Raw genomic sequence first — 19691 nt, 5'->3', positions numbered from 1 at the left:
TCGATCCGCCCATCGTTGCCGCCGGCCGCCACCCACGTCGTCCGTCCCTCCCCACCGGAGCGCGGCTCGGACCGAACGCGCACCGCAGCCCTCAACTCGCCGCACCCGCAGTGGACCCCGCGCCAAAGGGACCGGTCGTGACCCGGCCGGGAAGGGCACCGTCGGGGAACCGGTGGCCCAACGTGCCACGCGGCACCGCGTGTTGCGGGACCCGACGTGCGCGGAAGCTCCGGCGCGGCCCGGGCCGATCGAACGGTTCCCGAACTCCGGCCGGCCCGACGTACCCAACGCCCCCCGCGCCACCGCCCGTTGCCGAGCTTCCGCACGGCACCCGACCAGGGCGGCTCCCGACACAGGCACTGCGCGATCGGCGCCCGGGTGGTGCGTCTTCGACCCGGGCCACCGGGTCACGGGCCATGGGCACCGCCCCACTCCGCGCGCGGAGCGCGACACCAGTGTCGCGCCGGCCGACTGCCGGCGGGCGCAACTCCGTGACGCGGCGCCCGCCACAGGCACCGCGCGGTCGGCCTCCGGGCGGTGCATTCTCTGACCGTGGCCGGCAGGCGCCCCCGGCCACGGGCAACGGCCCCGCGCCCCGCCTCCCGCGCGTGAGCGCGGCACCGGCCCGGGGGGCCACCGGCACCCCGGCCAGGGGCCGCCACCACGGTGCCGCCCCCAACCACCCGCAGCTGACACCACCGGTGCCCCAACGGCCGCGCGGCACACGCACCGCCCGCTCGGCCGGGCTCGCCGGCAAGGGCCCCGCCGGGCCCGAAGCGCAACCCAACGGGACCCACACCACGCGCCGCACGGGATGCCGCACCACCTCACCGCACCGCAAGCTCCGCCCGGCCAAGGCGCAACGGCCCACGGCCCACGGCCCCACAACCCAACTCGCCGCGCGCGAAGCGCCGCGCAACGGCACCCGCACCGCCCGCCCGGCCAGGGCCCCACGCAACGCGCCGCGCAGCGGCGCCGCGCCACCGCCCCGCCGCGCGCGAAGCGCCGCGGCCCCGCCCCGCGCTGCGCGCGCAGCGCGCCCCGCGCCGGCTCCCCGAAACCCGCCCGGGCAGGGCAGGGCACCGTCAGAAGCCCGCCGGCTCCGTGTAGCCGCCCCAGACCTCGCGCAGCGCCTCGCAGATCTCCCCCAGCGTCGCCTCCGCCCGCACCGCCGCGAGCATCGGCGCGATGGTGTCGCCCTCGCCCCGCGCCACCCGCACCAGTTCGGCCAGCGCCGAGCGCACCCCCGCGTCGTCGCGGGCCGCGCGGCGCGCCGCCAGCACCCGCACCTGCTCGCGTTCCACCTCGTGGCTGACCCGCAGGATCTCCAGCTCGTCGGTCACCGAAGCGGTGTGGCAGTTGACGCCGACCACCCGCTTGTCGCCCTTCTCCAGCGCCTGTTGGTACTGGAACGCGGACTCCGCGATCTGCCCGGTGAACCAGCCGTCCCCGATCCCGCTGAGCAGCCCGGAGGTGATCGGACCGATCGGGTGGTCGGCCGCGCCCGAGGTGGCCAGCGCGCGCCGGCCGCGTTCGGCGATCTCCTCGAAGATCCGTTCCGCGTCGGCCTCGATCCGGTCGGTCAGCCGCTCCACGTACCAGGAGCCGCCCAGCGGGTCGGCGACGGAGGTGATCCCGGTCTCCTCCATCAGCACCTGCTGGGTGCGCAGCGCGATCTCGGCGGCGCGTTCGCTGGGCAGCGCCAGGGTCTCGTCGAGGGCGTTGGTGTGCAGCGAGTTGGTGCCGCCCAGCACGGCCGACAGCGCCTCGACGGCGGTGCGGACCACGTTGTTGTACGGCTGCTGGGCGGTCAGCGAGACGCCGGCGGTCTGGGTGTGGAAGCGGAGCCACTGGGCGCGTTCGTTGGTGGCGCCGTAGACGTCCCGCATCCAGCGGGCCCAGATCCGGCGCGCGGCGCGGAACTTGGCGATCTCCTCGAAGAAGTCGATGTGCGCGTCGAAGAAGAACGACAGCCCGCGCGCCACCTCGTCCACCGAGAGGCCCCGGCTGAGGCCCAGCTCCACGTAGGCGAAGCCGTCGGCGAGGGTGTACGCCAGCTCCTGCGCGGCCGTCGCCCCGGCCTCCCTGATGTGGTAGCCGGAGACCGACAGCGGCTTGTAGGCGGGGATGCGGGCGGCGGTGAACTCCATCAGGTCGCCGATCAGTCGCAGATGCGGCTCGGGCGGGAAGAGCCACTCCTTCTGCGCGATGTACTCCTTGAAGATGTCGGTCTGGAGCGTGCCGTTGAGCGTCTCGATCGCGACGCCCTGCCGTTCGGCCGCGACCAGATACATGCAGAAGACGGGCACGGCCGGGCCTGAGATGGTCATCGAGGTGGTGACCTCGCCCAGCGGGATGTCCCGGAAGAGGACCTCCATGTCGGCGGCCGAGTCGATGGCGACGCCGCAGTGGCCGACCTCGCCGAGGGCCTTGGGGTCGTCGGAGTCGCGGCCCATCAGGGTCGGCATGTCGAAGGCGACGGAGAGCCCGCCGCCGCCGTTGCGCAGGATGGTGCGGTAGCGCTCGTTGGTCTGCTCGGCGTTGCCGAAGCCGGCGAACTGGCGGATGGTCCACGTCCTGCCCCGGTACCCGGTGGGGTGCAGCCCCCGGGTGAAGGGGAACTCCCCGGGCCAGCCGATCCGTTCGAAGCCGGCGTAGCTGTCCCCGGGCGCGGGGCCGTAGACGGGCTCCACGGGGTCCCCGGAGAGCGTGGTGAAGTCGGCGTCCCTGGTGTGGGCCGCGTCGTACCGGGCCTGCCAGCGTCGGCGGCCCGCTTCGATGGCGTCAGCGTCCATACCGCCAATTTACTTGGACGTCCAACTATCTGTCCAAGGATGCGCCCCGACCGGTCTCCGCCGGCCGGGGGCCGCGCCGCTCAGGCGCGGGCCGTCTCCTCGGCGCCGGTTCCGACGCCCTCGTCGTCGTCGCGCTCCACCAGCGGCTCCGCCTCGGCGGTGACGCGGGGCTCGACGAAGAACGCGGCGAACGGGATGGAGCCGGCGACCAGCACCCACAGCAGCTTGCCGAACGGCCAGCGGGCCTTCTGCCCCAGGTCGAAGGCGAAGACCAGGTAGATGATGTAGAGCAGGCCATGGACCTGGGACACCACGAGGGTCAGGCCCTCGCCGGTGTCGAAGCCGTACTTGAAGACCATGCAGGTGCCGAGGACCAGCAGCATCACCGCAGTGACATAGGCCATGACCCGGTACCGGGTGAGCACACTCCGCTTCATGCGGGCGAGCCTATCGGGTCATTCCGGTCGTTCCGCGCGCGGGGCTTCCCCTGGGTCGGCGCCGGCCCTGGCCACCGGTACCTCGCCCGGGGCCTCGAAGTCGCGGGCCGCCACGCGCAGCGGGCGCAGCATGGCGAAGATCTCCCGGCACTCCTCGTCGTCGTAGGCGCCCAGCCCGAAGTCGGCGGCCATCAGGTCCCGGGTCGCCGCGTCGCAGACCTCGCGGCCGCGCTCGGTGATGGAGGCCAGCGTGCCCCGGCCGTCGTTGGGGTTGGGCCGCTTGGTGACCAGGCCCGAACGCACCAGCCGGTCCACGGTGTTGGTGACGGAGGTGGGGTGGACCATCAGCCGTTCGCCGATCTTGGACATCGGCAGCTCGCCGGCCCGGCTGAAGGTGAGCAGCACCAGCGCCTCGTAGCGGGCGAAGGTCAGGCCGTGCGGCTTGACCACGGCGTCGACCTCGGCGAGCAGGATCTGGTGGGCCCGCATGATCGAGGTGATCGCGGCCATGGACGGGACGGAGCCCCATCGCTGCTTCCACAGGTCGTCGGCGCGCGCGATGGGGTCGAACGGGAGGCTGAGCGGCTTGGACACGGGAGCGACCCTACCCGGCACGCCGGGGCGGTGTGCGGCCGTTGTGGTGAATCGCCCCAGGTCGGTGACCCGGGGCGAGCGGGTGACCACAGGCGGCGGCACCGTAGGGCGCGTTCCGTGATCGCACGACCACGGATTGTCAGACCCTCGTGGCACCATGACGCACATGTCCAGCCCCACCACCGCACCGCGTCGCCGGCCCGGCCGGCCCCTCTCGTTGGCCCTGAACCGCCTCTTCCCGATCCTCCCCCTGATCCTCGCCCTGCTCGCCCTCGGCTGCTCCTCCGGCAGCGCCGATCCGTCGGGACCGGGGAGCGAGGGCGAGTCGAGCGCCCCGCTCGCCGAGGACTCCTCGGAGTTCTGGGTCGATCCCGACTCCCCCGCCGCCCAACAGGTGCGCCAGTGGGAGGAGTCGGGGCGGGCCGAGGACGCCGACACCCTGCGCCGAATCGCCGACCGGCCGCTGTCCCACTGGCCGCCGGGCGAGGAGGACCCGGGGCCCCAGGTGCGGCGGATCACCGAGGCCGCCACCGCCGAGGACCGCACCGCGCTGCTCGTCGCCTACAACATCCCGCACCGCGACTGCGGCCAGTACTCCGAGGGCGGCGCGGCCAGCGACGACGCCTACCGGGAGTGGATCGACGCCTTCGCCTCCGCCATCGGGGACGCGAAGGCCGTCGTCGTCCTGGAGCCGGACGCCGTGCCGCACACCCTCGACGGCTGCACCGCGCCCATGTATGTCGAGGACCGGTACGCGCTGCTCTCCGACGCGGTGGACCGGCTCGGGGAGCAGCCGGGCACCCGGGTCTACCTCGACGCGGGGAACCCGGACTGGGTCACCGATGTCGGCCGGCTCGCCGAGGCGCTGCGCGGCTCCGGCGTGGAGCGCGCGGACGGCTTCGCGCTCAACGTCTCCAACTTCCAGACCACGGACGCCAGTACGGCCTACGGCCGGGAGCTGTCCGGGCTGCTGGGCGGGGCGCACTTCGTCATCGACACCAGCCGCAACGGCAACGGGCCCTGGGAGGAGGGCGGCGACGAGCGCTGGTGCAACCCGCCGGGCCGCGCCCTGGGCACCCCGCCGACGACGGACACGGGGGACGAGCTGGTCGACGCCTATCTGTGGGTGAAGCGGCCGGGCGAGTCCGACGGCGAGTGCCGGGGCGGACCCGAGCCCGGCCGCTGGTGGCCGGAGTACGCGCTGGCGCTGGCCGAGCGCGCCCGGGAGTGAGCGACGGTGGGGGGTTCGGCGGGCTCAGGGCCCGACCTTGATCCACTTCGCCTCGGACGGGGTGCCCTCCCGGTCGGTGACGAAGACCATGTACCAGCCGGGCGGCACCAGGGAGGGGTCCTCGGGCAGCGCCAACCGCACCTCGCCTTCGGCGCGTTCCAGCTCCAGCTGGAGGGAGCGCTGCTCCACGTCCGTGGTGTGGGTGACGGCGCTGGGCCGCATCAGCCGGGCGGTGGCGATCCGGTCGGCGTCCCCGGTGTCGAAGGTGACGGTCTCGCCGAGCGTGGCGCTCTGGGGCCCGTCGTCCAGTGCCGGCCGGGTCTCCTCGCGGCCGTCGAAGAGATAGGGCGGGGTGTAGACCTCGATGCGCTTCTCGAACTCGCCGGGCCTGGTGTTGTCCTTGTCGCCGTAGAGCGGGTCGGAGCCGAAGGTCGCCACCCGCCCGTCGGGCAGCAGCAGCGCCTCGGAGTGGTAGTTGCGGCCCACGGTGGGGTCGGCCGCCGGCACGAAGGCGCCCTTCGCCGGATCGTAGAACTGCGCCCGCAACACGTCGCTCCTGCCGCGCCCCCGGTAGTCGGTGGAGCCGCCGGAGGTGAAGACGGTGTCGTCCGGCATCAGCACGCTGCTGAGGTAGCGGGTGCCCTGCGGCAGGCTGGGGCCCTCGCGGTAGGTCGGGTCCTCCTCGGTGAGGTCGACGATGGCGGTCCGCTCGGTGGACTTGGCGGACTCGCCGACGCCGCCCCCGCCGAGCACCATGAACCGCTGGTCCTGGGCCGGCGGCAGCAACAGCGAGGCGGAGGTCTCCAGTTGGTCGGGGTCGGAGAGGCCGCCGACCTCCTCGAAGGAGTTGTCCTCCAGGTCCCAGATGCCCGGCACCCGGCCCTCGTCGGCGGGCCCGTAGCCGGCGTTGGAGCCGGTGTAGAAGATCTTGCCGCCCTCGGTGAGGAAGAGCGCCGGATAGGTCGGGAAGTAGCGCTCGGGCGCCTCGGACCAGGTCTTGGTCTTCGGGTCGTAGATCTCGTTGATCCCGGGCACCACCTCGCCCACCTCGTCGAGCCCGGAGACGGTCAGCACCCGGCCGTCGGGGAGGGTGGTCAGCGTCGGGTACCAGCGCGCCTCGGCCATCGGGTCGACGGGCACATAGCGCTCGGCGACCGGGTCGAACTCGTAGGCCACGTCGATGCCCTGGAAGTCCTGGTCGTCCAGGGTGAGTTCGGCGGCCAGGCCGTAGAGGTTGCGGGCGTCCTCGCCCTCAAGGCCCAGGATCTCGTACTGGCCCGGCTCGTCGACGACGCCCTGTTCGCCCTCCTCCACGGCGCTGACGAAGACCCGCTCCTCGCCCGCCGTGATGGTGATCTCCGCCCCGCCGTCCGCGGCGTCCTCGGCGTTCGCGGCGTCCCCGGCGTCGCTCTCGGCGTCCTCGGCGGGCTCCCGTTCCCGCTCCCGCTTGTCGGCGGCCGGCACGGTGATCGCGTTGGTCGTCTCGTAGAGCTGGCCGTTGGGGCCGCGCAGCCGGGTGCCCTGGGGGAACTCGCGGCTCTGGTCGGGGTCCTCGTTCTTGATCAGCATCGGCCCGCCGGCGTGGGTGACCGCGTCGCCCAGCACCTCGTAGCGCAGGGTGCCGCCGGCCACCAGCAGCTTGCCGTCCGGGAGTTGGGCGTGCCCGGCGCAGAACAGGTCGTCGGGGGTCGGCACCTTCTCGAAGGTGTTGTCCTCCGGGTCCCACAGGATGCTGTCGAAGGTCCCGGCGTCGAACTGGTCCTCGTTGTTGCCGGAGCCGGCGATCAGCAGCACCTTGCCGGTGTGCAGCAGGGCCGCGTGGATGGCGTTGGTGCGGTACTCCTCGGGAACGTCCACCACCTCCCAGGAGCCGTACCGCGCCTGGTAGGCGGGGCGGGATATCCGGTACTCGTGGAGCTGCTGCTGGGCGAAGCTCACGGCGGCGGGCGCGTTCAGGCCGACCAGCAGCAGGGTGACCCCGCTGCCGAGGGCCAGCTTCCGCAGCCGGCGGCTGGGGCGGTAGGGGTGACGGCGTCGTGCACGGCTCATGCGTCGGCTCCCACGGGGCGTCGGGGCGGTCGTTCACCGCCGGGGTCGGTCGGGGTGGTCCCGGTCGCGGGCCCGGGCTCGGCCGGCAGCGGCCGGCGGACGGTGCCCAGGCGGGTCCAGGGCCCGGCGGCCCGGTGCCGCCCCGGGGTGCGGCGCGTCGGCTCGCGGCTGGTCCAGGCCCAGATGGCCGGCGGCGCCAGGGCGACCGCCAGCGCGATCAACGCCCAGGTCCGCATGGCCACATGGGTGTGGCCCAGCGCCACGGAGACCAGCAGCGCGACGGTCAGCGCCCCGGCCCAGCCCAGATGCCAGCGGAACGTCGCGGCCCGGTCGGGGCTGGCCTCGCCGCCCTTGGGCGTGACCACGAAGGTGGAGGTGCGGCGTAGCACCGTGTCCAGCAGCGAACGGGCGTAGACCGGCGCGGAGAGCGCGGACATCAGCATCCCGGCGGTGCCGGAGGAGCCCTCGGGCTCGTGCGGCGAGACGTTGTGCCGCCGGTTCCAGACGTACAGCCCGACCTGGAGCGCCGCCACGTCGCTGTAGAGCATCAGCCACACGGATGACGACACCTGGGTGCCGGAGGCGCCCAGCGTCAGATAGAGCACGCAGCCCAGCACGCCCAGCGTCCAGGTGATCGCCGCCATCGGGTAGAAGGCCAGCATCAGCGTGTAGTTGAGCAGGCTGCCCGGGCGGTGCCGGCCGCGCCCGCGCCCGTACTGGCGCAGCAGCGTCTCGTAGGTGCCGCGTGACCAGCGCAGCTGCTGGCTGAAGAAGTCCGTCCACGAGGAGGGGCCCTCGCCCACCGCCAGCACGTCGGGCGTGTAGACGGAACGCCAGCGGTTGCCGGTGTCCGGGTTGACGGTGCGGTGCAGCTCGAAGCCGGTGGCCATGTCCTCGGTGACCGAGTCGCACAGCCCGCCGATGGAGCGCAGCGCGGCGATCCGCACCGCGTTGTTGGTGCCGACGAACATCGGCGAGCGGTAGCGGTTGCCGGCGCGCTGGATCAGCGCGTGAAAGAGGAACTGCTGGCTCTCGGCGGCCTTGGTGACCGGCGCTTCGTAGTTGCCGTAGACCTGCGGGCCGACGACGAAGGCCACGTCGGGGTCGCGGAAGTAGCCCAGCATCCGCTCCAGGAAGCCGGGCAGCGGAACGTGGTCCGTGTCGACCGAGGCGAAGTAGTCGTAGTCCTCGCCGTGCGCGTCGAGCCAGGCGTTGTAGTTGCCGTGCTTGGTCCGCGAACGGTGCGGCCCACTGGGCTGGTTCCAGTGCGGGACGCCGCGCCGGGTGAAGTGGTGAACGCCCAGCTCGGCGCAGAGTTCCCGCGCCTCGGGGGCGTCGCCCTCGTCGAGCAGCCACACGTCCAGCGGGCCGCTGTGGCGCAGCCGGACGGCGCCCTCCAGGGTCGCCCGCACCATGGCGAGGGGCTCCTTGCCCGGCACGAAGGTGGTGAGGAACGCCACCCGGGTGCCGGCCTCCGGCAGCACCGGGACCGGGTCCCTGGCCACCATCGTGGCGTGCGCGACGGAGACCACGTTGACCAGCCGGAACAGCTCGATCAGCGCGATGCAGCCCAGCATCACCGCGTCGGCGACCAGCAGCCAGAGCGGCGCGTTGCTGCGCTCCGTCCAGTGGCTGGGCCACACCAGCCACAGCAGCAGCACCAACGACAGTGTCGGCGCCAGCGTCATCAGCAGGGTGGCGCGTATTCGGTGGGGCTCCTGCCCGAGCAGGCTCCGGTACCGCACCCGGTACCCGGGCCCAGGCTCGGTGAGCGGGCCGGCGAGGCGGCTGTAGGCCTCGTAGTCATACCGCTCAGACCGCACGGAACCCTCCTTTTCGGGGCAGGTGCCACCATCCGACACATCAACGACACGTCAGAAAGTGGGCCCTGTCGAACCGGAGCGGTCCGAGCGAGCGACCCGGGCGACCGCGAGCGACCCGGCGGCGACGAGCGCCCCCGGGAACGCGAGCGACCCGGCGACCGTCGTGCGGTCGCCGGGTCGGGAAATCGGCGGGCTGGTCCGGGGGACCGGGCTCAGGCGTTGACCACGCCCTCCTTGCGGGCGCGGGCGGCGATCACCGCGTCGTCCTGGGAACGGCGCAGCCGCCGCTCGGCGAAGAAGCCGCCGACCGGGATCACCGACATCAGGAAGTACCAGGCGGCCGTCCCCAGCGACCACTTGGCGCGGTTCCACGCGTCCGCCCACAGCAGGACATAGGCGATGAACAGCACCCCGTGCACCGCGCCCATGACGGGCACCGCGTTGAAGTCGGTGGTGCGCTTGAGCACCGAACAGACCAGCAGCAGCAGGAAGGAGACGGCCTCGGGGGCCGACACCAGGCGCAGCCGGTGCAGGGCCTTCAGGGTCTTGATGTCCATGGGGTGGGCGCCCTCTCGAAGCCGGGGTGGGACGGGTGTGGACCATCCATGTGAACGGATGCACAAACCATTGTGGCAGCCCCCTCGACGATCAAGGGCCGGGGGTCGGCGGCTTTGGTTAGGGTTCGGTTCCATGGACACCGACATCGGCACCCGCTGGCTCAACGACGAGGAACAGCGCGCGTGGCGGACCCACCTGGACGTCACCAGGCTGTTGACCCACCAGCTGGAGCGCGACCTCCAGCCGTTCGGGCTGACCATGAACGACTACGAGATCCTGGTCAACCTCTCCGAGTCGGACGGCCACCGGATGCGGATGAGCGACCTGGCCGCCGCCACCCTCCAGTCCAAGAGCCGGCTGTCCCACCAGATCACCCGCATGGAGAAGGCCGGGCTGGTCCGGCGCGAGCACTGCGACTCGGACAAGCGCGGGCTGTTCGCCGTCCTCACCGAGCAGGGCTGGACGGTGATGCGGGAGGTCGCCCCGCACCATGTGGAGTCGGTGCGGCAGCACTTCATAGACCTGCTCTCCCCCGGCGACCTGGCCGCCCTGGACCGCGCGCTGCGCCCGGTCGCCGAGCACCTGCACCGGCGGCGCGGCAGACCGTAGGCCCGGCCGGGCCTACGGTCCAGGCCCGGCCGGGCCGCCGGGCGGCACGCTCAGGCGGCGGCGTCCGCCGGCTGGCGGTCCTCGGTCAGCGGGAGGCTCAACGTGAAGAGCGCCCCGCCCTCGGGCGCCGCGCCGACCGTCAGCTCGCCCGAGTGGCGCCGCGCCACGTCCCTGGCGATGGCCAGGCCAAGCCCTGCCCCGCCCTCGTCCCTGGTGCGCGCGTCGTCCAGCCGGACGAAGCGCTCGAAGATCCGCTCCCGGTCCGCCTCCGGCACGCCCTCCCCGTCGTCGCCCACCTCCAGCACCGCCCGTCCGCCGGCCGACCGCAGCGAGACCCGCACCCCGCCCGCCGCGTGCCGCTGCGCGTTGTCCAGCAGGTTGCCCAGCACCCGCGCCAGCTGGCCGCGCGAGCCGTTCACCCGCAGGTCGGCCAGCTCGGCGACCACCACCGGGTGCCGGTCGCCGACCCGTTCCGCCAGGGCCTCGTCGACCAACCGCGCCAGCTCGACGACCGAGCCCAACGGCCGTTCCCCGGCGTCGAGTCGGGCCAACAGCAGCAGGTCGGCGGCGAGCGCCTGGAGCCGAACGGTGTCCTGCACCGCGCCCGGCAGGTCCAGCAGCTCGGGGTGTGCCGCGCCCACCTCCAGCTGGGTGCGGAGCGAGGCGATCGGGCTGCGCAGCTCGTGCGAGGCGTCGGCGACGAAGCGGCGCTGCCGCTCGACGGACGCCTCCAGCGCGGCCAGCGTCTCGTTGGTCGTCCTGGCCAGCCGGCCCACCTCGTCCCTGGCCTCCGGCTCGGGCACCCGCCGGCTCAGGTCCTCGGAGGCGGTGATGTCCGCCATCCCCCGGCGGATGCCCTCCACCGGGCGCAGCGCCCTGCGGGTGACCAGCCAGGTCACGCCGGCCACCACGGCGAGCAGCGCGGGAACGCCCGCCAGCATCGAGGTCCGCACGCTGTCGATCGCGGCCCGCTCCACGTCCAGCGGGGCGCCGGCGTAGACGATCAGGTCCTCGTCCCAGGGGGTGGTCACCTCGACGACGGCGAAGAGGTAGTCGCCGCGTTCGCCGTCCACCACGGCGGTGCCGGTGACCTGGCCGATCTCCTCGTCCAGCTCGCCGGGGCCGGGGAACGAGTCGTCGTTCCCGGCGGCGTCCCGGTCCTCGGCCGAGTCGTCGCCGTCATCGTCGTCGTCGGAGTCGTCATCGTCATCCGCGTCCGCGTCCGCGTCCGCGTCCGCGTCGGAGCCGGAGCCCTCGCCCGAACCGTCCGAGCCGCCGGTCTGGTCGCCGCCGTCGCGGGGCGGCGGGTTCGGGGTGACGCCGGGGACGCCGGTGCCGGTGATCTCCTCCAGGTCGTCGCTCACCTGGTAGACCCGGTCGTCCCGGTCCACCACCTGCACCGGCCGGGCGACGTCCAGGTCGAGGTCGTCCAGGGCGCGGCCGGTGGCCAGTTGCGCGGCGACGTCGCGGCCGGTGACCTCGGCCTGGAGGCCGACCTGCTCCTGGAGGTTCTCCCGCAGCAGCCACAACAGCAGCAGCCCGGCCGAGACCAGCGCGACCGCCACCACCAGCGTCGCGCCGATCGTCGCCCGCGCCCGGACGCTACCCACGGCCGTCGCCGTCCCCTCGGCCGGCCACCAGCCGGTAGCCGGCGCCCCGCACCGTGACGATCAGGCCGGGGCCGAGCTTGCGGCGCAGGGCGCTGACATAGACCTCCACGATGTTGGGGTCGCCCTGGTAGGCGAAGTCCCAGCCGTGCTCCAGGATCTCGGCCTTGGAGACCACCTCGCCCGCCCGCCCGGCGAGCCGTTCCAGCACCGTGAACTCCTTGGCGGTCAGCGGGATCTCGCGGTCCCCCCGGGTGACCCGGCGCGTCGAACGGTCCACCACCAGGTCCCCGACCCGCAGCTCGGGCGCCGCGCCCCGGCCGCGCCGGCGCAGCAGGGCGCGGACCCTGGCGACCAGCACCACATAGGAGAACGGCTTGGTGAGGTAGTCGTCGGCGCCGGTGTCCAGGCCCTCCGCCTCGTCGTACTCGCCGTCCTTGGCGGTGAGCATCAGGATCGGCGTCTCGTCCCCGGCGGCGCGGAGCGCGGCGCAGACGCGGTAGCCGTTCATGCCGGGCAGCATGATGTCGAGCACGATGAGGTCGTAGCCGCCCTCGGTGGCCCGGTGCAGCCCGTCGGTGCCGGTGTGCACCACGTCGACCGCGAAGCCCTCGGCCCGCAGTCCCTGGGCCAGCGATATCGCCAGCCGCTTCTCGTCCTCGACTATCAGCACGCGCACGTCGTCCAGCTTCGCAAACGGATGCTGAAGACTTCTTCAGGTGCCTTCAGCTCCGCTTCAGCAACGGTGCGCGACGGTGGTGCACGTCGACAGCGAGGAACGTCGGCGGACGGACATTCCTGATCGGGGAGGAACGAACCATGAAGCGCAACATGATCGTCGCGGTGGCCGCTGCCGGAGCCATCATCGGCGGAGGCACGCTGGCCGGGATCGCGCTGGGCGCGGAGAACGACACGGAGCGGACGGACTCGGCGGCGCTCAGCGGCAACCTGTCGGTGCGGGACGGCGGCTCGCTCGGCCTCGAAGGGGCGGACGACGGCGACGACGGCGACGACGGCTCCACCGAGGCGGGGGCCGAGGCGGGGGACGCCGCCGGCGACTCGGCCGCGCTGCGCGCGGTGGCCACGGCGCTGTCGGCGGCGCCCGGGGTGGTCACGGAGGTCGAGCTGGACCGGGACGACGACGGGCCGCGCGGCTGGGAGATCGAGATCTACGACGAGTCGGAGACCTGGCACCGGATCGTGGTCAGCGAGGACGGCAACGAGGTCCTCGACGAGCGCACCGGCCGGTCCGGGGACGACGATGACGACGACCGGGACGACGACGGGGACGACGACCGCGCGGCGGCCCGCAGCCTGCTGGCGGCCGAGGCCAGCACGGACGCGGCGACGGCCATCGCGACGGCGGAGTCGCACACCGGCGCGACGCTCCGCGAGGCGGACGTGGACGACGGGCACTGGGAGTTGGAGCTGAGGGGCGAGGACGGGACGGAGCACGAGCTGTCCATCAGCCTCGCCAACGGGGACATCGTGGCGCAGGAGAGCGAGCGCGACGACGACGACCGGGACGACGACGGGGACGACGACGGTCGCGACGACCGCGACGACCGGGATGACCGCGACGACGACGGCACTGACGACTGACCGTGCGGGGTGCTCGCCCGTGGGGTTCGCTGGTCTCCCACCCGCCCGCCCCTCCTAACGCAACCCCTCCAGCAGCAGGTCGGCCGCCGCGTAGGGGTCGAGCTCTCCGGCGTGGACCCGCGCGGCCAGCGCGCCCAGGCGCTGGTCGCCCCTGAGGGCGGCCATCCGCCCACGGAGCGCGGTCAGCGCGATGGTCTCGATCTCACCGGCCGCCCGCCGCCTGCGGCGGGCGGCCAGCGCGTCGTGTTCCAGCAGCCAGCCGTGGTGCTTGGCCAGCGCGGCGACCAGCTCGTCCACGCCCTCGCCGCGTGCGGCGACCGTGCGGACCACGGAAGGCCGCCACTCGCCGGGCGCCCGGGGCGGGCCCAGCCCCAGCATGTGCTGGAGTTCGCGGACGGTGGTGCCGGCGCCGTCGCGGTCGGCCTTGTTGACCACGAAGAGGTCGCCGACCTCCAGGATGCCGGCCTTCGCTGCCTGCACCCCGTCGCCCATCCCGGGCGCCAGCAGCACCACCGTGGTGTCGGCCTGGGCCGCGATGTCCACCTCGGACTGGCCCACGCCCACCGTCTCGATGAGGATCACCCCGCAGCCGGCCGCGTCCAGCACCCGGACCGCCTGCGGGACGGCCCAGGCGAGACCGCCGAGGTGGCCCCTGGTCGCCATGGAACGCACATAGACCCCGGGGTCGAGGGCGTGGTCGTTCATCCGCACCCGGTCGCCCAGCAGGGCGCCGCCGGAGAACGGCGAGGAGGGGTCGACGGCCAGCACGCCGACCCGCAGCCCCTCCCGCCGGTAGGCGGCGACCAGGGCCGAGGTGCAGGTGGACTTCCCGACGCCGGGCGAGCCGGTCAGGCCGATGACCCGGGCGTTGCCGGTGTGCGGCGCCAACGCGGCCATGACCGCGCGGAGTTGGTCCGACTCGTTCTCCACCATCGAGATCAGCCGGGCCACGGCGCGCGCCTGGCCGCTCCTGGCGCGCGCCACCAGCTCCCGCACCTCGTCCGACGAGCCGTCCGGGGAGCCGGCCCGCTCAGTCACGTGGCGCGCTCAGCAGCAGCGCGTCGCCCTGACCGCCGCCGCCGCAGAGCGCGGCGACGCCCGTGCCGCCGCCCCTGCGGCGCAGCTCGTGGGCGAGGTGCAGCGCGAGGCGGGCGCCGGACATGCCGATGGGGTGGCCCAGGGCGATCGCGCCACCGTTCACGTTCACTCGTTCGGAGGTGATGCCCAGGTCGCGCATTGACTGGACAACCACGGCGGCGAACGCCTCGTTGATCTCGATCACATCGAGGTCGTCGACCGCGAGCCCGGCCCGGTCCAGGGCGTGCTCGATGGCGCGGGACGGCTGGGAGTGCAGCGAGTTGTCCGGGCCGGCGACGTTGCCGTGCGGCCCGATCTCGGCCAGCCAGGTCAGACCGAGGGCCTCGGCCCGCGAGCGCTCCATGACCACCAGCGCGGCGGCGCCGTCGGAGATCTGCGAGGAGGAGCCGGCGGTGATGGTGCCCTCGCCGTCGGGCCCGGAGAACGCGGGCCGCAGCCGGGCCAGGGACTCCACGGTGGTGTCCGGCCTGATGCCCTCGTCCGCGTCGACGACCAGCGGCTCGCCGCGCCGCTGCGGGACGGTCACCGGCACGATCTCCTCGCCGAGCAGCCCGTCCTTCCGCGCGGCCGAGGCCCGCTGGTGGGAGAGGGCGGCGACCGCGTCCTGCTCGGCGCGGGTCACGCCGAGCCGGGCGTTGAACGCCTCCGTCGACTCGCCCATCGCGATCCCGTCGAACGGGTCGGTCAGCCCGTCGTGGGCCATGGCGTCCAGCACCTGCATCGCGCCGTACTTCACGCCGCGCCGGCCGCCCGGCAGCAGGTGGGGCGCGTTGCTCATGGACTCCTGCCCGCCGGCGACCACCACGTCGAACTCGCCCGCCCTGATCAGCTGGTCGGCCAGCGCCACCGCGTCGAGGCCGGAGAGGCAGACCTTGTTGACCGTGAGCGCCGGGGTGGTCATCGGGATGCCGGCGCCGACCGCCGCCTGGCGGGCCGGGATCTGCCCGGCGCCCGCCGTGAGCACCTGGCCCATGATCACGTAGTCGACCTGTTCGGCCGCGACGCCGCCGCGCTCCAGCGCGGCCCGGATCGCGATCGAGCCCAGCTCGGCCCCGGAGAACCCGGACAGCGAGCCGAGCAGCCGGCCCATCGGGGTGCGGGCGCCCGAGACAATCACCGAACGACGCTGTGCGGATGCCGTCATCTTGCTCTCCTCGCGCAGTGCGGGGCCGGCGGCGGCCGAACCCCGGGTGGACCGCGTGGACCGCGTTCAACCACCGTGGACCACGTAAACGACTGTTCACCTCAATCTACCGACGCCGGCCAACCGGGTCATCGGTGCCCACCTGTGACCGTGGGCACGTTGCGCGCCGCCCCCCAACCCCTGTGCACTGGAACCATGTTGACGCGCATCGACCACATCGGCATCGCCTGCTTCGACCTGGACGCCACCATCGAGTTCTACCGCGCCACCTACGGCTTCGAGGTGTACCACTCCGAGGTCAACGAGGAGCAGGGCGTTCGCGAGGCCATGCTCAGGATCAACGGCACCGACGACGGCGGCGCCTCCTGGATTCAGCTGCTCGAACCGGTCCGCGACGACTCCCCCGTCGCCAAGTGGCTGGCCAAGAACGGCGAGGGGGTGCACCACATCGCCTTCGGCACGGCCGACGTGGACGCCGACTCCGAGGCGATCAGGGACAAGGGCGTGCGCGTGCTCTACGAGCAGCCCAGGCGCGGCTCGATGGGCTCGCGGATCACGTTCCTCCACCCCAAGGACTGCCACGGCGTGCTGACCGAACTCGTCACGCCCGCCCCGACCGTGACCGGTGCGGAACCTGAGGCCCACTGACGCATGGCGCCCCGGCCGGTAGAGTGGCCCAGCCGGGGCTTTGGGGCAATTTCACGTCCCGTGTTCGCCGACGACCGGATCAGCTTTACCACGACCAGGGGACGGATGGGACCGCACGGTGCGGGGCTACGACGCCTACCAGGCTGACGACCACCTCTCGCGACTCGAAGCCGAGATGGACCGGCTCAAGAAGGAGCGGGACAAGGCGGTCGACCACGCCGACGACCTCGGCTACCAGGTCGAGGTGCTGCGCGCCAAGCTGCACGAGGTCCGCCGGATGCTGGCCGTCCGCCCCGTCTACGGCGACCCCACCTCGCACGCCGAGCAGGTGCTGCGCTCCGCCCAGCACCAGGCCGACCAGCTGCGCGCCGACGCCGAGCGCGAGCTGCGCGAGGCGCGGGCCCGCACCCAGCGGGTGCTTCAGGAGCAGGCCGAGCAGCGCGCCCGGATGGAGGCCGAGCTGCACGCGGAGGCGGTCGGCCGGCGGCAGCGGCTGGACGAGGAGCTGGCGCAGCGCCGCTCCACCGTCGAGTCCCACGTCAACGAGAACGTCGCCTGGGCCGAGCAGCTGCGCGCCCGCAGCGAGTCGCAGGCCAGGCGGCTGATCGAGGAGACCAGGGCCGAGGCCGAGCGCACCGTCAGCCAGGCCAGGGCCGAGGCCGCCCGGCTGACCGACGAGGCCAGGCAGCGGCTGATGGCCGACGCCGAGGCCGCCAGGGCCGAGGCCGAGGAGCTGCTGCGCCGGGCACGCGCCGACGCCGAACGGCTGGTCACCGCCGCCTCGGCGCAGGCCGACGAGGCCACCGAGCACGCCGAGCGGCTGCGCAGCTCGACCGCCGAGGAGACCGACGCCGGCCGGCGCGAGGCCGCCGCGCTGGTGCGGAAGGCCGAGGAGCGGGCGAGCGAGGCGGAGGCCGCGCTGCGGCTGGCCCGCGAGGAGGCCGAGCGGCTGCGGGCCGAGGCCGCCGAGGAGGCGGAGAAGCGCCGCTCGGACGCCGAGTCCGTCTACCAGCAGCGCACCGCGACCGCCAAGGCCGAGGTGGCCAGGATGGTCAGCGAGGCGACGGCGGATGCCGAGCGCCGCAGGACCGAGGCGCAGAACGCGCTGGACGAGGCGAAGGCGCGCGCGGAGCAGCTGCTCGCCGAGGCGGCCGAGGAGGCGCGTTCCCGGTCGGCCGAGGAGTACGCGGCGCAGCTCGCCGAGGCGGCGCGGACCGCCGAGGAGGTGCTGAACAAGGCGGCGGGCGAGGCCAAGGCCACGACGAAGGCCGCCACCGAGGAGGCCGAGCGGCTGCGCGCCGAGGCGGAGGCCGAGGCGGACCGGCTGCGGGCCGAGGCGCACGAGACGGCCGAGCAGCTGCGCGGCGCCGCCCAGGACGACACCGAGGAGTACCGGGCCAAGACCGTCGAACTCCAGGAGGAGGCGCGGCGGCTGCGCGGCGAGGCCGAGCAGCTGCGGGCCGAGGCCGTGGAGGAGGGCGAGCGGATCAGGGCGGAGGCCCGCCGCGAGACGGTCTCCCAGATCGAGCAGGCGGCGGCCAGCGCCGAGGAGCTGCTGGCGCAGGCCAGGACGGACGCCGAGGAGCTGCGTTCGGCGGCCACGGCGGAGAGCGAACGGGTCCGCACCGAGGCCATCGAACGCGCCACCACCCTGCGGAACCAGGCCGAGCAGGCGCTCCGCAAGGCGCGCGGCGAGGCCGAGGAGCTGCGCGAGGAGGCGGCCGGCCACGCCGAGCGGACCATCGCCGAGGCCAAGGAGGCGGCGGCCCGGCTCCGCGAGGAGGCCAGGGAGGCCGGCCGGCTCGAACGGGCGGCGGCGGCCGCCGAGTTGGAGCGGCTGCGCACCGAGGCCGGGGAGCGGCTGGCGGCGGCCGAGGAGGCGCTGACCGAGGCGAGGGCCGAGGCGGAGCGGCTGCGGGCCGAGGCGCACGAGGCGGCGGAGGCGCTGCGGGCCGAGACGGCGGAGCGGGTCAGGTCGCTGACCGAGCAGGCCGAGCGGTCCGCCGAGCAGCTGCGGGCCGAGGCGACGTCGGACGCGGCGCGGGCCAGGGTCGAGGCCGAGGAGTTGGCCGTTCGGCTGCGCGGCGAGGCGCTGGCCGAGGCGGACCGGCTGCGCGAGGAGGCCGCGGCGGCGGCCGACCGGGCGCGGGCCGACGCGGCGGCGGCGGCCGAGCGGACGGCGAGCGAGGCGGCCGAGGCGCTGGCGGCGGCGCAGGAGGAGGCGGCCCGGCTGCGGGCCAAGGGCGACAGCTTCCTGGCCGAGGCCAGGGACGCCGCGCACCAGGAGCGTTCCCAGGCGCACGAGCAGAGCGAGGAGTTGCTGGCGTCCGCGCGCACCCGCCTCGACGAGGCGGAGCGGCGGGCCGAGACGCTGGTCTCGGCGGCCGAGCACAAGGCGCAGCAGGTGCGGGACTCGGTGGCCGGGCTGCGCGAGGAGGCCGAGGCCGAGATCGCGACCCACCGGGCCGAGGCCGAGCAGGCGGCGGCGCGGGTGCTGCGGGAGTCGGCGGAGGAGAAGGAGGCCGCCGCCGCGCTCGCCGAACGGACCGTCACGGAGGCCATCGCCGAGGCCGAGGCGGCCCGCAGGGCGGCCGAGGAGGAGGCCGCGCGGGTGCGGGCCGACGCCGAGGCGGTGCGGGACGGGGCGCTGGCCGACGCGGCCAGGCGCCGCACCGAGGCCGCCGAGCAGGCGGACCGGCTGGTGGCCAGGGCGACCGAGGAGTCCCAGCGGCTCACCGCCGAGGCGGAGAAGCGGGCCGACGGCATGGTGGCCGCCGCCCGCAAGGAGTCGGACCGGGTGCTCGCCGAGGCGAAGGCGTCCGGCGGCGAGCTGGTGGAGCGTTCCCGCGAGGACGCCAACACCCTGCTGGAGGAGGCGCGTCGGGACGCGGCGGCGATCCGGGAGCGCGCCGAGGAGCTGCGCCGCCGGGTCGAGGCCGAGGTCGAGGAGTTGCACGACCGGGCCAGGCGCGAGTCCGCCGAGCAGGCGCGGGCCGCCGGCGAGCGCGTCGACAAGCTGATGCGCGCGGCCGAGGAGCAGCGCGAGGAGGCCAGGGAGGCCGCCGCCAAGATCATGGCCGAGGCCAACGCCGAGGCGGGCAAGGTCAGGATCGCCGCCGTGCGGAAGGCGGAGGCGCTGTTGAAGGAGACGGAGCTACAGCGGACGGCCACCCTGGCCGAGGCGCGGGAGGCCCGCGTCCAGGCCGAGCGGGAGGCGACCCGCATGGTGGAGGAGGGCAAGCGTGAGCTGGAGCAGCTGGCCCGCAGGCGTGAGGACATCAACGCCGAGATCTCCCGCGTGCAGGACGTGTTGGAGGCGTTGGAGTCCTTCGAGGCGCCCAAACCGGCCGGGCCCGCCAAGTCCCCCAAGGGGCAGCCCGGTTCGGTCACGGCCGGCGCCGGCGCCGGCCCGGGCCGGCCCGCCGGGAAACGCCCGGGCGGCTGAGCCGGACGATCGCGCGTGCGGCTCGGGCCACACGATTGGGCGGAAGCGGCG

General features: G+C 74.2%; 14 protein-coding genes and 1 pseudogene. 5 read left to right on the top strand and 10 right to left on the bottom strand.

What is annotated here, in order from left to right:
• Positions 1-1085: 1085 nt before the first annotated feature.
• The 3 genes and pseudogenes from FH609_RS17825 to FH609_RS17815 all read right to left on the bottom strand — a co-directional run.
• Positions 1086-2795: a methylmalonyl-CoA mutase gene (locus FH609_RS17825; RefSeq protein WP_139668745.1), complete on the bottom strand. Its 1710-nt coding sequence runs from the start codon at positions 2793-2795 to the stop codon at positions 1086-1088.
• Between the two features lie 80 nt (positions 2796-2875).
• Positions 2876-3232 carry a DUF3817 domain-containing protein gene (locus FH609_RS17820; protein WP_139668742.1) on the bottom strand — a complete coding sequence of 119 codons (357 nt, stop codon included), beginning with the start codon at positions 3230-3232 and terminating at the stop codon, positions 2876-2878.
• An 87-nt stretch (positions 3233-3319) separates the two neighbouring features.
• Positions 3320-3826: pseudogene (locus FH609_RS17815) on the bottom strand (MarR family winged helix-turn-helix transcriptional regulator); the annotation flags it as partial.
• Between the two features lie 166 nt (positions 3827-3992).
• Here FH609_RS17815 and FH609_RS17810 point away from each other — a divergent pair.
• A complete protein-coding gene (locus FH609_RS17810; protein WP_139668740.1) occupies positions 3993-5057 on the top strand; it encodes a glycoside hydrolase family 6 protein in 1065 nt (354 codons plus the stop codon).
• 24 nt (positions 5058-5081) lie between these two features.
• On the opposite strand, the gene FH609_RS17805 is transcribed toward FH609_RS17810, so the two are convergent.
• The 3 genes from FH609_RS17805 to FH609_RS17795 all read right to left on the bottom strand — a co-directional run bounded on the left by FH609_RS17805 (position 5082) and on the right by FH609_RS17795 (position 9486).
• Complete coding sequence (locus FH609_RS17805; RefSeq protein ID WP_139668738.1) at positions 5082-7106, bottom strand: kelch motif-containing protein; 2025 nt, start codon at positions 7104-7106, stop codon at positions 5082-5084.
• Positions 7103-8929, bottom strand: coding sequence for a glycosyltransferase family 2 protein (locus FH609_RS17800; RefSeq protein ID WP_139668736.1), 1827 nt, complete (start codon positions 8927-8929; stop codon positions 7103-7105). The genes FH609_RS17805 and FH609_RS17800 overlap by 4 nt, the downstream gene beginning before the upstream one ends.
• Before the next feature lie 212 nt (positions 8930-9141).
• Positions 9142-9486: a DUF3817 domain-containing protein gene (locus FH609_RS17795; RefSeq protein ID WP_139668734.1), complete on the bottom strand. Its 345-nt coding sequence runs from the start codon at positions 9484-9486 to the stop codon at positions 9142-9144.
• A gap of 133 nt (positions 9487-9619) precedes the next feature.
• On the opposite strand from FH609_RS17795, the gene FH609_RS17790 reads away from it, so the two are divergent.
• Positions 9620-10096, top strand: coding sequence for a MarR family winged helix-turn-helix transcriptional regulator (locus FH609_RS17790; protein WP_139668732.1), 477 nt, complete (start codon positions 9620-9622; stop codon positions 10094-10096).
• Between the two features lie 50 nt (positions 10097-10146).
• On the opposite strand, the gene FH609_RS17785 is transcribed toward FH609_RS17790, so the two are convergent.
• Both FH609_RS17785 and FH609_RS17780 read right to left on the bottom strand, forming a co-directional pair.
• Positions 10147-11706, bottom strand: coding sequence for a sensor histidine kinase (locus FH609_RS17785; protein ID WP_139668731.1), 1560 nt, complete (start codon positions 11704-11706; stop codon positions 10147-10149).
• Entirely contained in the window at positions 11699-12382 is a 684-nt protein-coding gene (locus FH609_RS17780; protein ID WP_139668729.1) for a response regulator transcription factor, read from the bottom strand. Before FH609_RS17780 ends, FH609_RS17785 begins: the two co-directional genes overlap by 8 nt.
• 140 nt (positions 12383-12522) lie before the next feature.
• Here FH609_RS17780 and FH609_RS17775 point away from each other — a divergent pair, with 140 nt between their 5' ends.
• Positions 12523-13305, top strand: coding sequence for a PepSY domain-containing protein (locus FH609_RS17775; RefSeq protein ID WP_139668727.1), 783 nt, complete (start codon positions 12523-12525; stop codon positions 13303-13305).
• A 54-nt stretch (positions 13306-13359) separates the two neighbouring features.
• Here FH609_RS17775 and meaB read toward each other — a convergent pair whose 3' ends face one another.
• Both meaB and FH609_RS17765 read right to left on the bottom strand, forming a co-directional pair.
• Positions 13360-14343 carry a methylmalonyl Co-A mutase-associated GTPase MeaB gene (gene meaB / locus FH609_RS17770; RefSeq protein ID WP_226961768.1) on the bottom strand — a complete coding sequence of 328 codons (984 nt, stop codon included), beginning with the start codon at positions 14341-14343 and terminating at the stop codon, positions 13360-13362.
• Positions 14336-15547, bottom strand: coding sequence for an acetyl-CoA C-acetyltransferase (locus FH609_RS17765; RefSeq protein ID WP_139668725.1), 1212 nt, complete (start codon positions 15545-15547; stop codon positions 14336-14338). The genes meaB and FH609_RS17765 overlap by 8 nt, the downstream gene beginning before the upstream one ends.
• A 195-nt stretch (positions 15548-15742) precedes the next feature.
• Between FH609_RS17765 and mce the strand changes: the two genes are divergently transcribed.
• Together mce and FH609_RS17755 are read left to right on the top strand one after the other, a co-directional pair.
• A complete protein-coding gene (gene mce / locus FH609_RS17760; protein WP_139668723.1) occupies positions 15743-16195 on the top strand; it encodes a methylmalonyl-CoA epimerase in 453 nt (150 codons plus the stop codon).
• 118 nt (positions 16196-16313) lie between these two features.
• Positions 16314-19640 carry a hypothetical protein gene (locus FH609_RS17755; RefSeq protein ID WP_139668721.1) on the top strand — a complete coding sequence of 1109 codons (3327 nt, stop codon included), beginning with the start codon at positions 16314-16316 and terminating at the stop codon, positions 19638-19640.
• Positions 19641-19691: the final 51 nt, after the last annotated feature.

The organism is Streptomyces sp. 3MP-14 (genome assembly GCF_006334905.2).
In the GTDB taxonomy this organism is placed as follows: Bacteria; Actinomycetota; Actinomycetes; order Streptomycetales; family Streptomycetaceae; genus Streptomyces; species Streptomyces triticirhizae.
This window is presented reverse-complemented; position numbering and strand designations above follow the sequence as displayed.